Here is a 22,235-nt window from a genome sequence, read left to right as displayed (position 1 = left end):
TCAAATAAAATCGCATTTGTAAAATATGACCCATCGGGTGCCTGTCGACGTTTTGCCGTCGGCCGGCGTCGATCCCACAGAGGACTTTGCAATGAAGAACATACGCCAACCTGCCGTCGCGGGGCTTTTCTACCCGGATGACGAACATCGGCTTCGCGCTATGGTTCGGGATTTTCTGCTGGATGCAAACACAGCCGGGCCGCTGCCGAAGGCCATTATCGCACCTCACGCCGGGTACATTTATTCGGGCCCCATAGCCGCCAGCGCCTATGCCCTGATCAAACAAGGCAGGGATGTCATTCGTCGCGTTGTCTTAATCGGCCCTTCTCATAGAATCGGCTTTCACGGCATCGCCGTCAGTCATGCGGACAGCTTCGCCACTCCCCTGGGCAACATCCCTATAGACTGCGCCGCCATCGAAAAGATTCTCGATTTACCATTCGTCAAAAGGCTCGATGAGGCACACTTGCTCGAGCATAGCCTTGAAGTTCATATGCCTTTTCTGCAGGCGGTCTTGAACCAGTTCGAACTGGTTCCTTTGGTCGTGGGCATTGCCGCACCTTCCGACGTCAGCGCGGTACTCGAGCGGCTTTGGGACGATTCGGGGACTATGACCGTGATCAGCTCGGATTTAAGCCATTACCATGACTATGCCACGGCCAAGCGAATAGATCAGGCCACATCCGTCGCCATCGAAAGGCTTCGGCCGGAGGATATCGGTCATGAATCGGCTTGTGGACGGATAGCCGTCAACGGCTTACTCTACTTCGCCCGCGAGAAGGGTCTAACAGCCCGAACGCTGGACTTACGCAGTTCCGGCGATACGGCTGGCCCGAAAGATCGAGTAGTCGGCTATGGGAGCTATGTCTTTGCGTAACACAAACGGTTTCTTGAACTCAACGCACCGCCGGTTTCTGCTCGCGCTTGCGAAACGATCAATCGAGTACGGCTCGGTCCACGGACGACCGATTCCCGTCGAACAGCAAACGCTAGCACCTGAGCTCATCACCATGAGAGCTACGTTCGTGACGCTCGAAATACTAGGCAAACTCTGCGGATGCATCGGCACGCTTGAAGCCATTCGCTCTTTAGCCGAAGACATCGCTCATAACGCTTACGCCGCCGCATTCAGGGATCCTCGGTTCCCGCCGGTCAGACAGTGGGACATCGAGCGGCTTGATATCCATCTATCGTTGCTGACGCCGGCGGAGCCGCTGTCGTTCACGTCTGAGGACGATTTGCTACAACAATTGGCGGCGGGCGAGGATGGCTTGATCTTGGAAGAAGGGCTCAGGCGCGGAACTTTTCTGCCTGCGGTTTGGGAATCACTGCCGAATCCTAGGGCATTCTTGCAGCATCTGAAATTGAAAGCCGGTCTCCCCAAGGATTACTGGTCCGACTCGATCAGGATCTATCGTTATCGCACGGAAGCAATCGATGGGGATTCGACATAGCTCTTCATCCCGCTTGAAATGGAAGCTTATCGAACACTTCCATGTGATACGGGCAAGCCATGGGCTCGGCAAGTGAAATTGCGGGTTATCTCTCGGGGTTGAAGAGTTTTCGCCACTCACCGGACTGCAAAAACTAATATCCTTCTTTTTCAATAAGATATCTTTGCACAGCCGACTCGTACACCTCGGTCGAAATTTTAGGCCCGTACACCACGGTCTGGCAGTGTTCTTCGACGATGATGCTCAGCAATCGAAAGGCATTCCGCGGCGTCAACTGGCGTACGATGAATTGAGCTTTGCTTTCTCCCTCTTCCTCGAACAGATCCGCCAGTTTGATCGGCGCACTTCCCGGTTTCCGGGAAACGTTCATGCGCTTCTCGATCAGCCGGATCATATTGTCGGCCGACCAATTGATCGACGAAATGGTCTTGATTCGATCGCTCCGATAATACTTCTTGAGATCGTGCAATTCGTACGGCAGGAACAGAATGATGCCAAGATGATCGATCTGGAACAGCTGATCGTCGAGAATAGGCGTTACCAGCTCGCGCATCTTTTCCGGATCGCCCTTGATGCTGGTGGGCTCGTCCACGCGATCGACCAACAGATAAACGCCGGACAGCCCGAAGTATTGGACTAGATCCATGTAGCTCTTGAGCAGCGTGAACCGGTTCTCCGTCATCCTCGGAATACCGTGGAACTCGAACAGACCAGGTCCGATTTCCTGGATGATCTTGAACATGTTCTCCACCGAAACCGGAACGCCGCGGATATTCCGATAAATCTCTCCGGCCAAAAGCTTTGCCTGCTTATTGGAGAAAAAGCTGTTCCGCTTCTTGTAACCGGCAATACTGATCAGTTTCCGAAGCGCGGAGATCTTGTTCGACAGATCATTGGGGGAGAAATAAAGTGCCGTAAGCAATATGAATTTTTCCGCGAACTCCCGGTTGTCCTTGAGCATGTCTTCCTTCTGAGCCTCGGTGATATTGCGGTACAGCTCCTCTATTCCCAATTTGAGAAGGTAATCCAGATGATCGTCGAGGGTGATCTTGCTCTCGCGGATGAGTACCTCTTCCTTTCTTCTCCGAAATAGCTTCGCCAAACCCGGTTTCCTCGGAGAATACTCGGCCGGAAGCTTCCTCACCTTGGTGACTTCGCTGAGCAGTTCGTTGAATTCTACGTATCTGACTACCAGCACCTTGTCCTGATACTGTCTCAGATAGCGCTCGGTGTCGATCCGCATGGAGGATTTTCCGGCTCCTCGGATCGCAAAAATGACGTACGGACTGGGCTTGTCCAGGTTCAGCAACGCCGACCGCAACGACGTGTTCTCTATCATGGCCGCCTGCAGATAAGGATCGCGGTCTGCGTCGAAGATTACGAAGGGATGATGTTCAAACTGCCATACATGCAGCCATTCTTTAATTTCCATCAGGCTCTCGATGAGATCTTATTCGTCGGACTCTGTCGGATAGTTCGCTACCGCCCCGATGCAAATCCCGAAATTAGGAAGGCTCAGATGATCCCGGGATAACCGCACCCTGTGGCTGCCGAACTATAGCACAGTTCGCGTCGATTCCAGCCGCCTCATGTTCTCGGACCGGGTGTTTTACGCTCCACGCCTGACACGCCGAGGGCCAGCCGGATTAGGACGCTGCAAAAATTCAAGACGTTTTCCGTTGGAGCGCCCACACCACCAGTGCTTGAACGGTACGTGAAACGCAGCTACCCTTGCGCAAATCCAGACTAGCCGTCAATAAAACATGAGTGACGTAACAGAGAATTCGAACTCGGACATAGAAAAGTCCGGTACCGATCCCCAACCCGAGCCCAGCTGGAAACCGTTGCTCTGGTTCGGAATCGGCCTGGTCGCCGTGATTGCCTCCGCAGAACTGATCTTCGAATTGATCCTCGACATCCTGGAACTGCTTGGGGACGCTATTTTCATTCTCGTGGAAGGCGGCGAGGAAATCCTCATCGAAGACAAGTTGGAGGACTGGTTCGACCTTTCGCCACGCCACGCAGAACTGATTACCGCCTGGACGATAACTCCACTCAAGATCCTGCTCGGCATCGTCACTGTGAGATGGCTCTGGCGATATAGCCGAACTAGGCTTATTCCAGCCTTGATGCGTTGGATTAAAAAACAGCTAAAAATCTTGCGCCTGTCTTGGTCGGCTCTTTGGTGGCCTTGGAAAGGCGTGGTCTTGAGCATGCTGATAGGCAGTTTGTTTGTCTTGATTTAGAGCGGTGCGTGGAAAACCGATATACCGTCAAACCGAGCCTCCAGGCCGAATTACAATCATAAAGACCAGAAACGCTTCTCCGCGGGAACAGCAACGCTCGTTCGCTTGAACGACGGAACAGTCAAAACCGAGTAGGGTAAATACAATGATAAAACCTGTCGCGATTGCGTCCCTCGCGTACCTATTACCCGCCACAGTCTTTGCTTTCGGAGTGAGTCACCACGGTGGAATCATTCTGGATTGCACGCCACCGATTTTCTTTGACGAATCGCCCGCCAAGGAGACCAGCGTCCCGGCACTCCAAAAGTTCTCTTTCGTCGCCTCGGAAAATACCGACCGTGACACCATCAAAGTCTGGGTCAATAACGAGCCCGTCGCCGTCACGATTTCCGAACAGCGTAGCGGGAGACTAGCGGTCGAAGGCGTGCTCTCTCAACCGATCACGGACGGGCGGGCCTGGATCAAAGTTACTGGATACAGCAACGATGGCTGCGATCAACTGCACGTGTGGAACGTGTACTCGGGCAGTCACCCATGAAGCGATTTACATGCATAGCACAGGAGCCGAAGCCAGTCCCTGAGACGTCTGTCTTCGCACGATAACGTCGGCACTGCCTTGCTGAACGGGCAAGATTCATTCGCTATGTCCTCGTATCGCAAGGACACCATAAATTGTATCCCTTCGCTCACCTTCGCCGATCGCATGCGATAAAATCAATACCGCATCGATTTCGCACTTCCGTTAACACGACTTCCTGGATAAGGTACGATTACGCAAGAAACCGAAGGATCGAGGCACGCAAAGTGCATTTCCGAATTTTGGGCTTACCTGGAAGCATTTTTTAAATAGCGAACGATTCAGAGATTTGTCATGTCCGACAATTTACAGCCGATTACAGTTCTGGCTAACCGAAGCGAGCTTGGAGTACAAGAGCCGTCCGCTTTTTTCCTCGGCGACCGACGCATCGAAGTCGTGGAGGTCATCGACCGGTGGCTCGCGTCGGAATATGGATATTTCAAGCTGCTTACCACGGACGGCATTTATATTCTCCGCCACGACAGCGATCAGGACCGCTGGGCACTGACTCTTTACAAACAGTCCGAATTTTTACCGGTTTTAGATGTCGGCAAAAAACCGAGAATTCACTGACGTTTTCTTTGACGGGCACGCAACTTCGCGCTCGGCTTTGCTGTCCCTCGATCAATTTTCGACGCTTGCCATAAACCGACAAAATGGTCCTACCTCACCCGTCAAATTTCCGACAGGCAGTAGCATCGAACGCTTGAATTTCGGGTGCCGAGGACACTGGCATAAATCTCGCTTTAGAAGAGACCTAAGCCATCAGACACCCTTTCGGCGAGAAGAGAAACTGCGCGATGAAAAATAATAAAGCGGAAAATTTAGCCGCGCTGTCGAGCCAAAAGATCGAGAAAAAAACCGCTCTGGGTGATGGATCCTACTACGAAATGGTCTTAGCTCTTCAGACCACGCTGGACATAGAGCAGCTTCTCGGTTTGTTCAGCACGCACTTGAAGACTATCGTTCCCCATTCCGGCTTGCGCTTTTGCAACGAAAAGCTCGGCATCGAACTTTCGCTGGGCAAGAAAGGACGGCACGTCTGCGCTTACAATCTCGAACTCGAGAACGAGCCGCTCGGCGAATGGCGGATGAGCCGAGACCGGCGCTTCAGTGAACCGGAGTTGGCCCGAGTGGAAGCGCTACTCTGCCGCCTACTCTATCCCTTGCGAAACGGGCTCAAGTATCGCGAAGCCTTGTGTTATGCCCACACGGACCAGTTGACTCAAACCGGGAATCGACCGGCACTGCTCAGTAGTCTGCAGCGGGAACTTGAGCTCGCGCGCCGCTACGGCACCCCCCTTTCGATCATTCTTCTCGACGTCGATCACTTCAAATCGATCAACGACAGTTTCGGGCATGACACAGGCGATGCCGTGTTGCGGTCGGTAGCGCGATCTATCAAGGATTCCGTGCGCGGGAGCGATATCCTGTTCCGTTATGGCGGTGAAGAATTCGTCATTCTGCTTTCCAACACGTCCAAGGACGGCGCGGTAAATCTTGCTGAACGCATTCGTAACACGGTCGAAGGAACATTCTGCGGAGTACGCGATTCGGGCGTCCGCGTTACGTTGAGCTTGGGGGTAGCAACGCTGATTTCCGGAGAAACTCATTTGGACTTGCTGCGCCGCGCCGATCAGGCCATGTATCTGGCAAAACGCGGCGGACGCAATCGGGTTGCGGCTGCAATCGATACGTAGCCAAAAGACCGACGGTTTTAAGAAATCTTGGTTTTTCGGCGGCGGACAGCTTTGTCGCTCGCATGCCGGCGCGCAGGGCGCCGATCCGAAGGCGTTTTTCCGATATCCAGTCCAACCGAACGCATCAATTCGGCGACTTCTTCAGAGGGGAGTTCGTAAGACGCTCCCGCTTTCAATCGGGACGGTAGGGCAATCCCGCCAAACCGCGTCCGCATCAATCGGCTTACCGTAATTCCCTGCGATTCCCAAAGCCTCCGAACGATACGGTTGCGCCCCTCCTTCAAGGTGACGCGAAACCATCGGTTGGCGCCCTCACCGCCCGCCGGTTCTATCGTCTCGAATCGAGCCGGTCCATCTTCCAGCGCAATACCGTTCGACAGCCGAGTCAACATTTCGTCGTTGACGGGGCCAAGAACCCGGACCGCGTACTCCCGCTCCATTTCCCGCGACGGGTGCATGAGACGATTGGCCAGTTCACCATTATTGGTGACCAACAACAGACCTTGGGTATTGATATCGAGACGTCCGACGGCAATCCAGCGCCCGGTCGCCGGTTTGGGCAACCGGGTAAAAATTACCGGACGCCCCTCCGGATCACGCCGGCTGACCACCTCTCCGATCGGCTTGTGATAGATGAGCACACGGGTTGGCGCTTCGGACCTTTTGGCGACATCGACCGGTCGGCCGTTGACGGTGACATGGTCGCCGGTTCTGTAACGATCCCCCAGCTCGGCCGGCTTGCCGTTTATCGATATCCGACCGGCCCTGATCCATTCCTCGATTTCCCGGCGCGAGCCCAGCCCGATCTGAGCGAGAACTTTCTGAATCCGCTCGCCGGCGTCATCCGGTGATGGACGTACATCCGCCGGCGTCTTGGTCTTATTCGATCGATTCGGTATTCGCATTTTCGGTCACTGGCTGGTCTTGCGGCGCCGCTTGCAGCGCCAAGTCGTCTATGAGCTCCTGGAGCGGCGGTAGTTCGCCAAGGCTCTTCAGATTGAAATAGTCCAGGAATTGCTTGGTCGTGGCGAGCAGGGCCGGGCGCCCCGGGACCTCTTTGTGCCCTACCACCTGTACCCATCCCCGTTCCTGAAGCGTTCGCACGATACCCGAACTGACGGCTACGCCGCGAATATCCTCGATTTCACCGCGCGTAACCGGCTGACGGTAAGCAATGATGGCGAGAGTTTCCAAGAAGGCGCGTGAATAACGCCCTGGCCTTTCCTCGAACAGCCGCGAGACCCAGGGGGAAAACGCCTCCCGCACTTGGAGACGGTACCCGCTGGCCACCTGCTTCAATTCGACGGCCCGGCCGCGGCAATCTTCGGCCAACTCCGCCAAAGCGGATTGTATTTCTGCGGGTTCTGGCCGCTCGTTGTCGGCAAACAGATTTTCGAGTTCGGCGAAGGACAACGGTCTGCCGGCAGCTAACAGCGCCGCCTCGATGATCGTCTTCAGTTCCACGTCAATCGACACCGGAAGCCATCAGTGGCCTAACTTGCAATTCGCCCAACGGTTCTTCCTGAATGATCTCGATCAAGCGCTCCTTGCTGAGTTCGAGGATGGCGAGCAACGAAACGACCGCGCCGTGCCGGCCTTCCTTCCGTTCGAACAAGCTGGGAAACGGGATTAATAATTGGGTCCGCAATCGCGCCAGTATACTCGACATGCGCTCGCGCACCGACAATGGCTCGCGCTGGATGTGATGATGCGTCGATCGCTCGGCGCGCCGCAGCACGTCTTGGAAAGCTAAGAGAACTTCTTTCAATTCCACTTCGGGATAAATCTTTTTGACCGTGATGGCACCGGTATCCGCCGACGTTTCGAAAACGTCGCGCTCGCATCGCGGCAAGGCGTCGAGCTCCTGGGCGGCGTGTTTGTAGCGTTCGTACTCCTGGAGGCGGCGCACCAGTTCGGCGCGAGGATCCTCCTCGCCCTGTTCCGGCCCTGTCGGACGCGGCAGCAGCATGCGCGACTTGATCTCGGCGAGAATCGCCGCCATCAGCAGGTATTCGGCGGCAAGCTCGATCCGGAGTTCGCTCATCATCTCGATGTAGGTGATGTACTGGCGCGTGATATCGGCAATGGGGATGTCCACTATGGACAGGTTCTGCCGGCGGATCAAATAAAGCAGAAGATCGAGCGGACCTTCGAACGTTTCCAGGAATACTTCCAGCGCGTCGGGTGGGATGTAGAGGTCTTCCGGCAACTCGGTGAACGGCGCGCCGTTGACGAAAGCCAATGGTGCAGCGGTGACCGCTCCCTCGCTTACAGCTTGCGAATCGACCTGCCGTGCATCTCGGTCCGAATTCGATTCGGTCGCAACGGTCTTTTCACAATCGGCCAGATCAGTCATCTACAGACCGGCAAAACCGAACAACAATTGCAGCATGATATTTAGCGGAAAACCCAAGATTATGGACAGCCATCCTGTGGCAATCAGGGCTAAAAGGATAAAAAAGCCGTAGGGCTCAATTCTGCTGAACTTAATGGAAAGTCTCGTTGGCAACAGGCTAGCGACAATACGCCCGCCGTCTAACGGCAAAATCGGCAGTAGATTTAGCACCATCAACAATATGTTAAATTTTATTCCCGCCTGTCCCATAAACCCGAGAGGCAGGGAGACATACTCCAAATCTAAAGCAACTGCTAAGCGCAAAATAAGAGCCCAACCAATCGCCATGATTAAATTTGCCATTGGCCCTGCAATTGCTACCAGCGCCATATCGCGCCTGGGATGACGTAATTTGCCGAAATCCACCGGCACGGGTTTAGCCCAACCAAAAAGGAAACCCGTCTGTAACATTAGTAAAACCCCTGGCACTAATAAGGTTCCAACTGGATCAACGTGACGCAAGGGGTTCAAGGAAAGCCGGCCGAGACGGGCGGCGGTATTATCACCAAACAACCTGGCAGCCCAGCCGTGGGCTACTTCATGTAAAGTGACTGCAAACAAAACAGGAATTATTGAGCCGGCAATTACCTGAATAAAGTTGAAATTTTCCATTGGAAGATTGTATGGCGGAACGAACAGGATTATTGCAAAGAAGCGACGATGCCCGACCCCTGCCGGACGATCTCCGGCGTGTCTTCGATAAAGCCGATGATAGTGGTCGGCGTATAGGGAACGACTCCGGCATCGATGATCAAATCCACCTCTTTCTCGAGGCGGTCGCGAATGTCTTCGGGGTCGGTCATGGCGTCATCATCGCCGGGGAGAATCAGGGTCGAACTGAACAATGGCTCGTTCAGTTCCGCTACCAGCGCCAGCGTGATCGGATTGTCCGGCAGGCGGATACCGATGGTTTTGCGCTTCGAATGTTGCAGGCGACGCGGCGTTTCGCGGGTCGCTTTGAGAATAAAGGTGAACGGCCCCGGCGTCAGCGATTTGATCAATCGGAATGCTTCGTTGTTGATCTTCGCAAAAGTCGATATCTGCGACAGATCCCTGCAGACCAAGGTGAAATTGTGATCTTCCTCCAACTGGCGAATTCGGCGGATGCGGTCCAGCCCGGATTTATTATCCATCTGACAGCCGAGCGCGTAGGAGGAATCGGTCGGATAAACGATTACGCCCCCTTCGCGAATGATCTCGACGCTTCGGCGAATGAGCCGAGCTTGCGGGTTGTCCGGGTGGATCTGAAAATATTGAGCCATCCCGATAGTTTACTATAGAGGCCCCCTCCTCAGGGATTTTTCCCTTTCTCTGCGTTTTTCGGCGGGACTGCTACAAAGATCGATCTGCCTACGTTCGTGAACCCGGCTTTTTAGCGACGTTGTCGCGCAGATAAACCGGCAGCGCCTGTTCCGGCTCCACGAAGAAACCTCTGCCGAAAGCATCGGCGCCGAGACGAGCCACCATCGCCGCGCGCGGAAAGCGGTCGGGCAGAATCCTTTTTACGTTGCTGCCCAAACGCTCCTGGAGAACCGAACCGTAGGTCTTCCATCCGCTGCCGATACCGACGCCTTCGGCATGATCGGGAAACGAAACGCGTTCGGCCGGCCGTACCGATTCTTCGCCCAAAAGCTCCGCCAGCCCAGATTCTCCCCTACGGTAGACCGCCCAGTAGACTTCGCCCATGCGCGCATCGATGCAGGAAAATGCGATCTTTTCCGGAGACTCGATCAAGGCATCCTGCGCCAGGGCCGCCAGCGTCGAAACCGGAACCACCGGCAGATCAACGGCGAACGAAATCCCCTGAGCCACGCCCGCCGCGATGCGGACGCCGGTAAACGATCCGGGACCCCGTCCGAATGCGAGGGCATCGACTTGCGAAACCTTGATTCCGGCTTCGGCCAGCAAGGAGTCGATCATCGGCAGAATCAGCCGATTATGCTGCTGCGGCGCAAGCTCATAACGTTCGAGAACGGCGTCGTCGATCAGCAAGGCGGCCGAACACGCTTCCGTGGCGGTTTCGATAGCCAGAATCTTCATACCGCGATCTCTTTTTCGAATTCACTGGAGAAAAACCGCTGCACATCGGCGAGCGAACGGGTCCTCGGCATGTCGGGCAGGCTGTTCAGAAAAACCTTCCCGTAGGAGCGGGACAAAATCCGCGGGTCGCACAGCATGAGCACGCCGCGGTCCTCCTGATCCCGTATCAAGCGCCCCACGCCCTGCTTGAGCGCGATGGTCGCGGCCGGAAGCTGATAGGTGGCAAACGGATTCAGTCCGTTGCGGCGGAGCGTTTCGAGCCGGGCATTGAGCACCGGGTCGCTGGGTGAGGCGAACGGCAATTTGTCTATGATGACGCAGGAAAGCGCCGGTCCCGGAACGTCGACCCCCTCCCAAAAGCTCCCGGTCCCCAGAAGAATGCCGTTGCCGGCTTGCTTGAAGGCTTCCAGAAGCACCGCTTTGGGCTGGTTGCCCTGAACGAACAGCGGATAATCGAGATGCTGCGCGATCAAAGCCGCAGCGTCCGACAAGGCCTGATGCGAGGTGAACAACATGAATGCCCTGCCCCGGCTGGCCTTCAAAACCGGCAGCGCGGCTCGCACCACAGCCTGGGTGAAACCGTCGACCGCCGGGTCCGGAAGCCCCGGCGGCAGAAACAACAAGCACCGGTTCCGGTAATCGAACGGGCTTTCCCAAGCCCTGCATTCGGCACCGCCGAGCCCCAGTTGTCCGACGAAATGATCGAACCGGCCGCTCACCGTGAGCGTTGCCGATGCGAAGATCCAGGCGGCCTGACTGTGCTTCCGAAACCGCGCGAATTCGCCGGCGATGGCCAACGGGGTCCGGTTCAGGGAAAAACTGTGCTTATAGACCTCGAACCAGCGTACGGCTTCGCTGCCTTCGTCCTTGTCGAAAGTCTCCAGCCGCACGCCCAAATCCGTACAACGTTTCCAACACGACTCGAGGCCTTTGCTGCGAACGGCGGCTTCTTTCAGGATGGCTTCGAGATCGTGCAAATGCCGGCGCAACTCGGCGAGCTTTTCGGTTACCGCCGAATCGTCCGCCACCTTGTGCCACGCCTCCCGCCGCGAAGGGTCGCCCAAAGCCTGCCGCAGCTCCGCCGTCAATTGCTCGAGCAGTTCCGCTTCTTCGAGCAGCTGCGGCATATCTTTCGCGTCCTTGAGCCGCTCGACCAGGATATCGTCCGCCAACCCGTGGAGCTGGCGGGAGCTGATGCTGAGCCCCAGAAACTGGGCCGCCGATTCGACGAATTGATGAGCCTCGTCCACCACGATCGCTTCGCAGTCGGGCAAAAGCTCGCCGAAGCCGTCGTTCTTCAAGGTCCAGTCGGCCCACAGCAAATGATGATTGATCACCAGAATATCGGCATCCTGAGCACTGCGGCGTGCCTTCACCAAGAAACAGTCTTCGTATTGGGGGCATTCCTGCCCCAGGCAGTTGTCTCCGGTCGAGGTCACCGAAGACCAAAGCACCGAAGATTCCGGCACGTTGACGACTTCGGCGATGTCACCGGTCCGGGTGGTCTTGCTCCAGCGCCGGATCGCCTCCAGGGCGTACGCCTCGCGTGGGCCGTAACCCGCCTTGAGTCCCAGGGTGTTTTGCAGACGGTACGGACACAGATAATTGGCTCGCCCTTTCAGAAGTACCGCCTTGAACGGCACGGCCAGCGCTTGCCGGACCATAGGCAGGTCCTTACGGAAAAGCTGATCCTGGAGAGTCTTGGTGGCGGTCGAAACGATGACTTTCTTGCCGGACAAAGCCGCCGGAACCAAATAGGCCAAGGTCTTGCCCGTGCCGGTACCTGCTTCCGCGACCAGGCAGCTCTTGCCGTCGATTGCTTGTTTGACGGCTTGCGCCATCTCCGCCTGTCCCTGGCGCGGGCGAAACCCCGGCAAGCACCGGGCGAACGGGCCTTCCGCCCCCAAGATCGAAAGCAAATCCGGCAATTCAGTTCCCGGCTTTCTGCTCGGCCATCGCCGCACCGGCCAGGTCGCCTTTCGCCCGGCGCGCCTGCGCAATAATGGACCAGTTCTTTTGGGTCAGCGGCTGGCTTCCCCTCGCAAGCTGGTTCGATTTTTTCGCCAGATCTTCGGCAAGGCCCGGCTGATGCTGCTGGAGCCGAATTTCGGCCAATTGATGCCACAACAGAGGATTGCGCGGCTGAATGCGTATCCCTCTTTCCAGTGCGGAGGCGGCATTGTCCAGTTGCCCGCTTTTGCGGTTGTTTTCGGCCTCGCTCAACAAGGCCAGAACTGCAGGCGATGAAGCGACGGGCTCGCTTCTGACGGGTGGTTTCGCTCTCCATGACGGAGCAGGGGTTTCTCTCGCGCCTGCCTGTGGAGTACCCGGCTGGCGCTCGGCCGTGGACTCGCCCGGTATCTGGCCAGGTTGGTAAATCCCGCGAGGCTGATTCGAAACGCTGACACAGGCGGCTTGCAAAAGAAGCGTTGAAACGAAAATCGGACGATAGGCTTTGCTCATGTTGAAATGAAGACCTCGATACAAGGGGCTGAAACTGCTAATGGTAGAACAAGACGCATAGTCGTAGGTCGGCAATCCTTTGCCGACAGCCACGTCGGGAAGGGATTCCCGACCTACAGCCGGGGCGCTACACCGAACCGGGAAATGCTCTAGCCTCGAAAGATGAGGGAGAATACAGGACATCGTCATTGGGCTCCAGTTCGCCATTCCTTGCTCCATTGGACCAACGACCCGGTGAAATTACTGACAGCCGCACGAGTCATTACTGAAATAAGGTTTCTCGGCTCCGGTGTTAGAATTCAGCCATTGCCCTCAGGAAAACGACCATGCCCCTCATCCGCCCCTTCTCCGCTCTCCGTCCGGCGCCCGGTCGCGCCGCGGAGGTTATCTCACCGCCCTACGACGTGTTGAATACCGAAGAAGCCAGAACGCTGGCGGCGGGCCGTCCGTGGAGCTTTCTGCACATTTCCAAACCGGAAATCGATTTGCCGCCCGGAACCGACGCTTACGCTCCGGAGGTTTATGCCAAGGCCGCGGACAATCTGAAGCGGATGCTGAATTCCGGCATCCTGAAGCGAGACGACCGGCCGCTCTATTATGCCTATCGCCTCGTCATGGGCGACCATACGCAGTTGGGCCTGGTCGCGACCGCCAGTGTCGCCGCTTACGACGCCAACCGCATCCGCAAACACGAGTTCACCCGCCCCGACAAGGAGGACGACCGGGTACGCCAGATCGTGGCGTTGAACGCTCAGACCGGTCCGGTGCTTTTGGCGTATCCCGATGCGCCCGAGATCGACAGCCTGTTGGCGAAAACCGCCGAGCAACCGTCCGAAGCCGACGCGGTAGCGGAGTCCGGCGTGCGGCATACGTTCTGGAGCATTCGCGATGAAGATACCATCGCCCGGCTCACCGAACTTTTCGATGCGCTGCCGGCACTGTATATCGCCGACGGGCATCACCGTTCCGCCGCGGCTTCGCGGGTTGCGGCCTCGCGCCGGCAATCCGATCCCGGCCATACCGGCGATGAAAGCTACGAATACTTTCTGTCGGTGATATTTCCCAAGAGCCAGATGCGGATCATGGATTACAACCGGTTGGTCAAGGATTTGAACGGTTTGAGCGAAGCGGAGTTTCTGAGCCGGGTGTCCGAGCGCTTTGCCATAGAAAAAGCCGACAATCCGGTGAAACCGGAAAATCCCGGCCAGTTCGGCGTGTATCTCGGCGGACACTGGCGCAAGCTGACCATAAGACCCGAGTTGATCCCCGCGGACCCGGTGGCGCGGCTCGACGTCAGTCTCTTGCAGGACAACCTCATTTCGCCGGTCCTCGGCATCTCCGATCCCCGCCGCGACCGGCGGATCGACTTCGTCGGCGGCGTCCGCGGCTTACGCGAACTGGAGCGCCGCGTCGATTCCGGCGAAATGGCCGTGGCGTTTTCGGTGCACCCTACCCGCATGGAAGACTTGATGGCCGTGGCCGATGCGGGAAAGGTCATGCCCCCGAAATCGACCTGGTTCGAGCCCAAGCTGGCGGACGGGTTGGCGTCCCACGTGCTGGATTAGCCCGGATCGACCGAATGGCGGATGCGCGGACCGGCGGCCCTCTATCCGGTTCCGCACGGTACCGCCGCATATCCGGCCGTTCCCTATAAGCTCGGCGAAGTGGCGGCGTGGGTATGCTCGTATCGCTCCTGGCAATCGTGGCACCTCAGCGCCGCGGGATTTACCTTCAGCCGAGGATAGCCGATCTCCCCTTCGCACTCGATACAGATACCGTACTCGTTGTTGGCGATTCTGAGCAGGGCTGCGTCTATCGCCTGAAGCTCCCGAATGTGCCGGTCGATGATGGCCAGGTTGAGGTCCACCAGTAAGTCCGCGACGGATTCCTCCTCCATGTCGTGAACCTGACCGGCGAGATCGATGTATTGCTCGTTATCCGAAGACAAGAGCTCCTGACGGATTTCTTCCCTGAGATCTCGATAGCGGCTCTTGAGCGCCAGTTTCAGCTCGTTGATCTGGGCATCCGATAATTTTACAGTCATGGTCGTTCTCCATCCGTATTCGTTCGATCGATGCGCGTCACGGATTCGCGCTCCGGTTCGATCATCGAGTCTCCTGTGAGCGGCACGAAGGCCACATCCAAAATGCTCCGGGTTTCGATTTGGCGTTGCTCGTCCTTCTCCACCAGCATCAGTTCCTGGTGGCGATAAGGCAGCCCGATAGGGATCACCATCCTGCCTCCGGGCCTGAGCTGATCGAGCAAGGCTTTCGGCAGGTACGGGGCGGCCGCCGTGACGATGATGCCGTCATAGGGCGCATGTTCCGGCCAACCGTGATAGCCGTCGCCGGCACGGACCTCCACGTTGGCGTAGCAGAGGCGCATCAGCCGCTCCCTCGCCTGCTCGGCCAGCTCCGCTATGATTTCCACCGTGTAAACCCGCTTAACCAACAGCGACAGGACCGCCGCCTGATAGCAGGAACCGGTGCCGATTTCCAGAACGATGTCGTCCGGTTCTGGATCGAGGAGATCGGTCATCAAGGCCACGATGTAGGGCTGGGAGATGGTTTGACCGTAACCGATGGGCACGGGCCCGTTCTCATAAGCGTAAGCCTTGGACTCGGAAGGCACGAAACGGTCACGAGGGACTTTTCGCATCGCGTCCAGCACCCTCGGATTCAGCGTGTCTTTGCCGATGAGATGCCGGGTGAGGGTAACCTCCTCCTCGATCTCGCGCATCATTCGAGACAATCTAGTCATAAGACCTCGTTTGGTCCGAGCGGCGGAATAGGCTTATCTTACGCTTTAACCGACGGCTAAGGTTAAACATGATTACCCGATTTATCTGTGCCGGGAGCTTGAACGCGGATCTCACGTTTCCGGTCGAGCGCCTGCCGGAAGAACACGAAAAACTGCGCTGCCGAAAATGCGTTTTGAACTACGGCGGATCGGCCGCCAATACGGCCTATTGGCTGGCGCGGCTCAACCAGTCTGTACGAATGCTCGGGTGCGTGGGCGACGATCCCTTCGGCACGCTTGCCATCGCGGCGCTGGCCGAAGCTGGGACGGATACGAGCCTGATTCAGCGCACCCGCCGGAGCCTTACCGGCATGGCCGCCATTTTCGCGACCCCCGGCAGCAAGCGCATGGTCACTTCGGGCGGGGCGAACGCTTGCTTCGATCCGGCGGAGATCGATGGCCGGATTTTTTACCCTGGCGCGCACTTGCACGTGGCGACCTCTCTGCACGAGCTCGCGCTGCCCTTGATCCGTCTCGCCAAGGAACGGGGCGCCACCGTCTCCTGCGATCTGGATGAAGGGCCTACGGAAGAAATGATCCCCCGGCTGGATTTGATCTTCATGAACCAAACCGAGCTGCGCCGCTGGACCGGTTCGACCGATCCGCGCGAAGCGCGGAAGCGTCTCTCGCCTTCAAGCTTTTTGGTCGTTACCCAGGGCGCCCGAGGGGCGGTGGCGTTGGGACCGAGCGGCGAATACGCCCATCCCGCGTTCCCGGCGACAGAGGCCGATCGAACCGGCGGTGGCGACGCCTTCGACGCCGGCTTTCTGTACGGACTTGCACAAGGGGCCGCCCCCGAAACCTGTCTGCGCTTCGGCTTGCTTCTCGCTGCCCAAGTGATCGCGAGCGAAGGAAGCCGTCCACGGTCGGTCGACGCGGCAAGGGTTCTCCGGGCCTCTCTGCGGACTCCCTGAATGTTCGGCGTTGCGCGAACCCTCGATTCAAAAGGACGCAACGGTGACGGACCAGGAAGCTAAATGGGTGGATTTCTTGCAATGGGCCTTCCCGCGCCTGGAACTGCGCTGGCCGGGGTTCCGCAAAGTCCGGCGTCAGGTGATCAGGCGCATCGCTCGACGTATGGCGGAATTGCAGATGGATGATCTCGACGCTTATCGCCGCCACCTCGAAACTCACGCGGAGGAATGGCCGCGGCTCGATAGTTTCTGCCGAATTACGATCTCCCGCTTTTACCGCGACCGCCGGGTCTTCGATATTCTCGCCCGCGACGGATTGCCGGAGCTGATTCGCCTCTGCCGAACCCGCGGTGAACGCCGTATCCGCGGCTGGAGCGCAGGCTGCGGCGCCGGCGAGGAGGCGTACACGCTGACTTTGATCTGGGCGCTGCAAATCGCGCCGCAGGTTCCGGATATCGCGTTTGAACTGACCGCCACTGATGCCGATCCGGATCAGATTGCCCGAGCCCGGCGCGGCTGCTATCCGCCGAGCAGTCTCAAGGAATTGCCGCCGCCTTGGCGCGACCTAGCCTTCACGGAAAATCAGGGACGGTACTGCATCAAACCGGAATATCGCGGACCGGTGAGCTGGGCCGTGCAGGATCTGCGCAAAACCTTGCCGGACGGCCGCTTCGATCTCATTCTCTGCCGCAACCTCGCATTTACCTACTTCTCGATCGCCCTGCAGCGGGACATCCTGCACGGTCTCGACGCTCGCCTGTCGACCGGAGGGCTTCTCGTGATCGGTGCGCACGAATCGCTGCCCGAAATGCCGCCCGAATGGAATCCTTGGCGACCAGGACTGCCCATCTACCGCAAAGGTCGATAATCCGTTTCGCGATCAAGCATCCGACTGGGGCGGCGCGGCATTCAAATCGGCTCCGAACGCCCGCTGCAAGCGCCACGCTCGCCGCACCAAATACATCCCGACCAGCATCGCCGGAATACTCAGCCATTGGCCCATGGTAATCGTCCAGCCGGACTCGAAAGCGGCCTGGCCCTCCTTGAAGAATTCCAGGACGAAGCGGGTACCGAATACCAGGATGAAAAAGCGACCGAACATATAGCCCTCAGGCACGCTATTCCCGCGCCTGAGATAAAAGCGAAACTGGACCAGAAAAATCAACAAGTAACAGAAAGCCTCGTAAAGCTGTACCGGGTGGCGCGGCAGCAAATCGACCCGGGCGAAGACAATCGCCCAGGGAACGTCGGCGGGGTGGCCCAGGATTTCCGAGTTGAAGAAATTGCCGATGCGGATCAGGCATCCGGACAAAGGTACGGTAACGCCGATGCGATCGCACACCCAGAGGAACGATTGATTGGTCGCCCGACGGGAATATAGCCAGACCGCGATCAGAATGCCGACCACCGCGCCGTGGCTCGCGAGCCCGCCTTCCCACACCGCGAGGATTTTCCACGGATGCGTCAGATAAAAACCCGGATTGTAAAACAGCACGTGGCCCAAGCGGGCTCCGATCACGGTTCCGGCAAGGACGAACAGCACCAGATCGTAAACCTCGTCCTCCGGCCGTCCCTCACGCCGAAACAAGTAACGGAAGACGAACAGACCGTAGACGAAAGTCGACGCGAAGAAAAGTCCGTACCAGTGGACCGGAAGCTGGAAAGCGCCTATGGAAATGGTGAAGGCGACGGGCGAAATATCCCACAGCATGACGAACATGTCCTTCGGTGGTTGCGGTTGATGAAAAGTTCTCTGATCGGCTGACCGTTGAGGTTTAAGAATTTCTTCTGCTATGTGAGCTTTGTCAATTTAGAGCGTTTGCACGCCCGATCGATGATCCGGCGACGGCTCTCGGCCGTTTCGTCCAATTTAAACTTCCATCTGCTTTGCAGACCTAAAGGATGGACAGACTCAATTTCGATTCGGCTAGCTTACCGGCCGAGCGTTCCTTAGGGTATCCGAGCCGCTCGCCGGTAGAACGAGATCTCGGTGTATAAGACGAGGGCATAACGATGAATTCTGAAGCGGATCCTATTGTCGGCAATTGGTACCAACATCTGGACAAGGGTCAAGCCTTCCAGGTCGTCTTCGTGGATGAGGAGGCGGATTTGGTGGAGATCCAGCATTTCGACGGAGATGTGGAAGAGATGGATTTCGATGCCTGGTACCGGCTCGAGATTCAGCCTATCGAGGCGCCGGAAAACTGGAGCGGGCCTCTGGACGTCTCGGAAGTGGACGATCTCACGGGTACCGAAGTCTCCGATACGCCGCCCGAAGATTGGGTCGAGCCTCTGAAGGAAATCGAAAAGTCCCAGGAGCGGCCGACCGGTACAAGCCCGGAAGAAGGCGGAGACGAGTGGGGCGAGGGATTTCCGGAAGAAGAGCCCTTGGAACAGGAACCCTCGGCGGGAACTCCGGAAGAGCCCGGCGAGAAAAAGTCGCGGCAAGGAAGCGGTGAACCTTGGTCGGAGGAATGATCGAGCCTTTTCGAGCAGAAAATTGCTGGCGCTTGGACAGCGGTATGGCTAATCCCCCAAAAGCCTCTAAAATCAAGGCGCTTTATCAAAGGAGGCGCCAAGATGAAAACTATGCCATACCGAAAATGGGTCGATTATGTCATAGGCTTTTTGGGTCTCGTCGCCTGGATCACGCTGTTCGGTTCAGGACTGCTGATTTCGTCACGCCCCTATCGCGACCATCTCGCGGCATCGTTCAATTGGCACGATTTCATCATCGCAGCTTCTCTTTACACCTACACCAACGTCGCCATACTGACATGCCTCTCCGGCGTGATAGGTGGAGTATCGAGCCGGTTGACATTCAAGGGGTATCAAGCAGGGACCGAAGACCAGGATCAACCCGCAGACTCCGACCAGGCATTGGCTCCCGTAAGCATGGCCTACCGGGTAGAATCTCCATTGGCCAGCATGTGCCGCAGCTTTCTGGTTTATCTGCTGTACATCGCCGGTTTGGCCATCGGAATTCCCGGCGGAACGACGGAAGCGATCAGCGAGACCAATGCCGCCCAGTATCTCAGGATGGCGGGACTATTATCCTTGCTGGGATTTGCTGTCGGTTACGATCCGACATTGTTTCACGCATTCTTGGCCAACATACCTTCGCCGATTCGAAAGAAAACAGGCGAACATAGCTAATTCCATTCGGCATTCGAGTGAACATTCATCGTAGGATGGGTAGAGCGAAGCGAAACCCATCGATGGTGGGTTAGCCCCTAGGCTCCGCTCGGGACAGGCCCTTCGACAGGCTCAGGACAGGCTCCGCGTAACCTACCGATCCGAGGTCGCTCTCCCGGTGATCAGCCGGAAATTCTGCTTCTTGTGAACGGAAGAATCGAGATATAAGGATGCACGGCAGCGACTCAGAGAAACGTCTGTTCCGAATCCTTACGCAACTCACCCCAAAGGGCGCCCAGAGGCAGATCGAACAGCGAATAAGCGCGAGGCTTCAAACCGGGCAGCGCACGGGCCGCCGCCAGCATCATTTGAGCGCTCAGGGCGGCCTCGGAAAGGCGCGCTTCGAACATCAGATACTGGTGTTTGGTTTGACCGGCCGAACCGTGGCGTTGCAGCAGTACGCCGTGCTCGTCCTCGAGCGCCGCCATACTCTCGACCTGAAATACGGTGGTGATGTCGCCCCCGAACAGCGGGTCAGCGGCAACGGCCGCTTTCACTTCTTCCAGTCTCGCGCCGTCCGCCAATTCGACATAGACATAGCGCTCCATCTGCCCGTCGGCGTTCCGGTGTTCCGTCGAAAGCGCCCCCTTAACTCCCGGTACGGAGCCGGCCAGCGTGGTGTGATGCAGGCTGATGCCGGGCCTATGACTGATGTCGGTGTGTCCTTTCGGCGTGAGCAGAGCGAACAAATCCCGCATCAAGGACAGCGCCCCAGGGTCCCAGCCGGCGCCCACGACAGCGGGCCGCTCGAAGCGGATCGCCCAGCGATCTATGGCCTGCTTGTGCTCAAGAACAGCCTCGCCATGAAATCTTGCGCACTCGACGACGGGCAGACCCAGTTGGAGCAAATCGTGTACGCAGCCCCTAACCCACTCCGCTGGGATACAGACCAACACCGCATCGAGACCGGACAATTCGCGGATATGGGAAACGACACGAATCCGATCGAAGGGAGCGGGCAGGATCTGCGCCGACTCCGGTCGGCGCACGACACCGGCCAAGACAATCTGTTCGTCGTTCCGTGCCGCTTCGGCACACGCCAAACCGAGTCTGCCGAAACCGACGATGGCAATGTGCAAACGTCGCATGGTTCACTCCCTGAATGATCAAAACCGTCAATCGGCACGGTGCCGTTCCAGGATACAAGGGGGATCGCTCTCGCCGCCGGCGTCTCTTGGAGGGTATGTGGGAAGCCTCGCGGGCAGCCCAAGAGCGTGCCCGTCCTAGGCTCAGTCGAAAGGGCCTCTATGGGACGCGAGTAGCTTCTCGCATAACCTCTTAGCGCGGCTTTCCGATGGGCACCAAATATAGGATCTTCTCCTCCGCTGGAAGGTCCAGAACTTGCGCCGACCACTCGTCATCGAATGCCCCGACCGGCGTACCGCCAAGTCCCAGGGCTACCGCCTGAAGCAAAACGTTCTGCGCCGCATGCCCGGCTTCCGCATGGACGTAGGCGCGGCCGCGGGAGCCGTACTTCGCGGTCGTTCGCTCCTCCACGGCAGCGAATACCAGGATTGCCGCGCTGTCTTTCAGCCAATCCTGATGCATTGCCGCGGCGGCGAGATCGGCCCGAAAATCGCCGCGACGGATCACCTCCAGCCGGTGCCGTTGAGGGAGATACCGGTAAATGCCTGCCGGCAGATTGAGAACGTCGCCGCCCACTAGGTACAGCTCCAACGGATAAAGCGCACCGGCCGAAGGGGCGGTGCGGAGCTGATCGTCATGGGTGATTCCCTGAGCGGCCCATAAGAGCTGAGATACGTCTTCCAACGACATCGGCGTCCCGAGAAACTCCCTAACCGAATCGCGCCTGTGCAAGGCCTCTTCCAATGACATGGAACCCGCGGTATGCGGCGCGGGCAGAACAATGATCTCGGCGGCTATCACGCGGTGTCTCCCGGTATCGACCGATCTCGCGGAGAGTAAAGACGCATAGGCCGTAAGAGCACTTGCCAAGATAATTCGAAGCACGAAAAACCGGGGGGCGCAGCGTCCGTAGAAAGCCTTCCGCATCGTCTATCTCCTTTACTAGAACAATAACCGGCTTTTCGGTCGAAGCCCAAGAATCCGAACAGGTTACAGCCATGCCCGAACACCGGGACAACGACAATCCAGTCGTACATGCCGGCTTCCTACAAGGATACGCTTTAATCTTTGATAGACCATAGTGCGCGGCCTTCGTTTGCGAAAAAATCTTGAAGTCCGCGAATCGTCGACCAACTGCCGTCGGCACGAGACTCACGAGAGCGGTGGTCCAGGCGGAACTAGGCCACGGGCTGTCCGATCGAATATTTCGATGACGGTCGAAATTGGCTCAGGGCCGAGTCGCCTGGTTGTTCAAGTTCGATGGCCGACGCGATTAGTGCTTTCCGGTGCTCGTTATGTCCAACGTTCTCCCGGGGCACACTCGACGATGCGCTTACCGGGCGTTGCTCGTCGGCCTCGAAGCGCA

The 22,235-nt window shown here is 57.5% G+C and carries 25 protein-coding genes; 11 read left to right on the top strand and 14 right to left on the bottom strand.

Going from position 1 to position 22,235, the window contains the following annotated elements; genetic code table 11:
• The first annotated feature begins 91 nt into the window (after window positions 1-91).
• On the top strand, window positions 92-877 hold the full coding sequence (gene amrB / locus JOD69_RS03985) for an AmmeMemoRadiSam system protein B (RefSeq protein ID WP_077729269.1): 786 nt from the start codon (window positions 92-94) through the stop codon (window positions 875-877).
• A complete protein-coding gene (amrA, locus tag JOD69_RS03980; protein WP_348529945.1) occupies window positions 855-1,454 on the top strand; it encodes an AmmeMemoRadiSam system protein A in 600 nt (199 codons plus the stop codon). The genes amrB and amrA overlap by 23 nt, the downstream gene beginning before the upstream one ends.
• A 133-nt stretch (window positions 1,455-1,587) precedes the next feature.
• Here the strand turns inward: amrA and JOD69_RS03975 are convergent, their stop codons facing one another.
• On the bottom strand, window positions 1,588-2,886 hold the full coding sequence (locus tag JOD69_RS03975; protein ID WP_077729228.1) for a hypothetical protein: 1,299 nt from the start codon (window positions 2,884-2,886) through the stop codon (window positions 1,588-1,590).
• 331 nt (window positions 2,887-3,217) lie between these two features.
• Here JOD69_RS03975 and JOD69_RS03970 point away from each other — a divergent pair, with 331 nt between their 5' ends.
• The 4 genes from JOD69_RS03970 to JOD69_RS03955 all read left to right on the top strand — a co-directional run bounded on the left by JOD69_RS03970 (window position 3,218) and on the right by JOD69_RS03955 (window position 5,977).
• Window positions 3,218-3,700: a hypothetical protein gene (locus JOD69_RS03970; protein WP_086135426.1), complete on the top strand. Its 483-nt coding sequence runs from the start codon at window positions 3,218-3,220 to the stop codon at window positions 3,698-3,700.
• A gap of 145 nt (window positions 3,701-3,845) precedes the next feature.
• Entirely contained in the window at window positions 3,846-4,238 is a 393-nt protein-coding gene (locus JOD69_RS03965) for a hypothetical protein (RefSeq protein WP_086135425.1), read from the top strand.
• Between the two features lie 333 nt (window positions 4,239-4,571).
• Window positions 4,572-4,850, top strand: coding sequence for a hypothetical protein (locus tag JOD69_RS03960; RefSeq protein WP_077729231.1), 279 nt, complete (start codon window positions 4,572-4,574; stop codon window positions 4,848-4,850).
• Window positions 4,851-5,077: 227 nt separating this feature from the next.
• Window positions 5,078-5,977, top strand: a complete 900-nt coding sequence (locus tag JOD69_RS03955; RefSeq protein ID WP_086135424.1) for a GGDEF domain-containing protein — start codon at window positions 5,078-5,080, stop codon at window positions 5,975-5,977.
• Window positions 5,978-5,994: 17 nt separating this feature from the next.
• Here JOD69_RS03955 and rluB read toward each other — a convergent pair whose 3' ends face one another.
• The 8 genes from rluB to JOD69_RS03915 form a co-directional block, all read right to left on the bottom strand.
• The gene (rluB, locus tag JOD69_RS03950) at window positions 5,995-6,882 is read right to left on the bottom strand and encodes a 23S rRNA pseudouridine(2605) synthase RluB (RefSeq protein WP_086135423.1); all 888 of its coding nucleotides are present in this window, start codon (window positions 6,880-6,882) and stop codon (window positions 5,995-5,997) included.
• Window positions 6,857-7,441: an SMC-Scp complex subunit ScpB gene (scpB, locus tag JOD69_RS03945; RefSeq protein WP_086135513.1), complete on the bottom strand. Its 585-nt coding sequence runs from the start codon at window positions 7,439-7,441 to the stop codon at window positions 6,857-6,859. Before scpB ends, rluB begins: the two co-directional genes overlap by 26 nt.
• Before the next feature lies 1 nt (window position 7,442).
• A complete protein-coding gene (locus tag JOD69_RS03940) occupies window positions 7,443-8,333 on the bottom strand; it encodes a ScpA family protein (RefSeq protein ID WP_086135422.1) in 891 nt (296 codons plus the stop codon).
• Entirely contained in the window at window positions 8,334-8,984 is a 651-nt protein-coding gene (locus JOD69_RS03935; protein ID WP_086135421.1) for a site-2 protease family protein, read from the bottom strand. It abuts the gene before it with no gap.
• Window positions 8,985-9,013: 29 nt separating this feature from the next.
• A complete protein-coding gene (locus JOD69_RS03930) occupies window positions 9,014-9,634 on the bottom strand; it encodes an L-threonylcarbamoyladenylate synthase (RefSeq protein ID WP_086135420.1) in 621 nt (206 codons plus the stop codon).
• Window positions 9,635-9,722: 88 nt separating this feature from the next.
• Complete coding sequence (gene tsaB, locus JOD69_RS03925) at window positions 9,723-10,412, bottom strand: tRNA (adenosine(37)-N6)-threonylcarbamoyltransferase complex dimerization subunit type 1 TsaB (protein ID WP_086135419.1); 690 nt, start codon at window positions 10,410-10,412, stop codon at window positions 9,723-9,725.
• Complete coding sequence (locus JOD69_RS03920) at window positions 10,409-12,340, bottom strand: ATP-dependent DNA helicase (RefSeq protein ID WP_348529944.1); 1,932 nt, start codon at window positions 12,338-12,340, stop codon at window positions 10,409-10,411. The genes tsaB and JOD69_RS03920 overlap by 4 nt, the downstream gene beginning before the upstream one ends.
• A 1-nt stretch (window position 12,341) precedes the next feature.
• Window positions 12,342-12,875, bottom strand: coding sequence for a hypothetical protein (locus JOD69_RS03915; protein WP_086135418.1), 534 nt, complete (start codon window positions 12,873-12,875; stop codon window positions 12,342-12,344).
• Window positions 12,876-13,201: 326 nt separating this feature from the next.
• Here JOD69_RS03915 and JOD69_RS03910 point away from each other — a divergent pair, with 326 nt between their 5' ends.
• Window positions 13,202-14,440 carry a DUF1015 family protein gene (locus tag JOD69_RS03910; RefSeq protein ID WP_086135417.1) on the top strand — a complete coding sequence of 413 codons (1,239 nt, stop codon included), beginning with the start codon at window positions 13,202-13,204 and terminating at the stop codon, window positions 14,438-14,440.
• Between the two features lie 83 nt (window positions 14,441-14,523).
• On the opposite strand, the gene JOD69_RS03905 is transcribed toward JOD69_RS03910, so the two are convergent.
• Window positions 14,524-14,919 carry a TraR/DksA family transcriptional regulator gene (locus tag JOD69_RS03905; RefSeq protein ID WP_077729240.1) on the bottom strand — a complete coding sequence of 132 codons (396 nt, stop codon included), beginning with the start codon at window positions 14,917-14,919 and terminating at the stop codon, window positions 14,524-14,526.
• Window positions 14,916-15,635 carry a protein-L-isoaspartate(D-aspartate) O-methyltransferase gene (locus tag JOD69_RS03900; RefSeq protein ID WP_205781139.1) on the bottom strand — a complete coding sequence of 240 codons (720 nt, stop codon included), beginning with the start codon at window positions 15,633-15,635 and terminating at the stop codon, window positions 14,916-14,918. The genes JOD69_RS03905 and JOD69_RS03900 overlap by 4 nt, the downstream gene beginning before the upstream one ends.
• A 68-nt stretch (window positions 15,636-15,703) precedes the next feature.
• Between JOD69_RS03900 and JOD69_RS03895 the strand changes: the two genes are divergently transcribed.
• Window positions 15,704-16,588, top strand: coding sequence for a PfkB family carbohydrate kinase (locus JOD69_RS03895; protein ID WP_086135416.1), 885 nt, complete (start codon window positions 15,704-15,706; stop codon window positions 16,586-16,588).
• 43 nt (window positions 16,589-16,631) lie between these two features.
• Window positions 16,632-17,456 (top strand): CheR family methyltransferase, encoded by an 825-nt coding sequence (locus JOD69_RS03890; protein WP_086135510.1) that lies wholly within the window; start codon window positions 16,632-16,634, stop codon window positions 17,454-17,456.
• Between the two features lie 12 nt (window positions 17,457-17,468).
• On the opposite strand, the gene lgt is transcribed toward JOD69_RS03890, so the two are convergent.
• A complete protein-coding gene (lgt, locus tag JOD69_RS03885; protein WP_077729243.1) occupies window positions 17,469-18,308 on the bottom strand; it encodes a prolipoprotein diacylglyceryl transferase in 840 nt (279 codons plus the stop codon).
• A 293-nt stretch (window positions 18,309-18,601) separates the two neighbouring features.
• Here lgt and JOD69_RS03880 point away from each other — a divergent pair, with 293 nt between their 5' ends.
• Window positions 18,602-19,066 carry a DUF6763 family protein gene (locus tag JOD69_RS03880; RefSeq protein WP_086135415.1) on the top strand — a complete coding sequence of 155 codons (465 nt, stop codon included), beginning with the start codon at window positions 18,602-18,604 and terminating at the stop codon, window positions 19,064-19,066.
• Window positions 19,067-19,168: 102 nt separating this feature from the next.
• Window positions 19,169-19,744 carry a hypothetical protein gene (locus JOD69_RS03875; RefSeq protein WP_139841163.1) on the top strand — a complete coding sequence of 192 codons (576 nt, stop codon included), beginning with the start codon at window positions 19,169-19,171 and terminating at the stop codon, window positions 19,742-19,744.
• A gap of 224 nt (window positions 19,745-19,968) precedes the next feature.
• Here JOD69_RS03875 and JOD69_RS03870 read toward each other — a convergent pair whose 3' ends face one another.
• Both JOD69_RS03870 and JOD69_RS03865 read right to left on the bottom strand, forming a co-directional pair.
• Window positions 19,969-20,871 (bottom strand): diaminopimelate dehydrogenase, encoded by a 903-nt coding sequence (locus tag JOD69_RS03870; protein ID WP_077729246.1) that lies wholly within the window; start codon window positions 20,869-20,871, stop codon window positions 19,969-19,971.
• A gap of 190 nt (window positions 20,872-21,061) precedes the next feature.
• The gene (locus JOD69_RS03865) at window positions 21,062-21,796 is read right to left on the bottom strand and encodes a SagB/ThcOx family dehydrogenase (RefSeq protein ID WP_077729247.1); all 735 of its coding nucleotides are present in this window, start codon (window positions 21,794-21,796) and stop codon (window positions 21,062-21,064) included.
• Window positions 21,797-22,235: the final 439 nt, after the last annotated feature.

It is taken from the genome of Methylocaldum sp. RMAD-M (genome assembly GCF_017832375.1).
In the GTDB taxonomy this organism is placed as follows: Bacteria; Pseudomonadota; Gammaproteobacteria; order Methylococcales; family Methylococcaceae; genus Methylocaldum.
The sequence above is the reverse complement of the archived record's forward strand: the minus strand, read 5'-3'. Positions and strand labels throughout refer to the sequence as shown.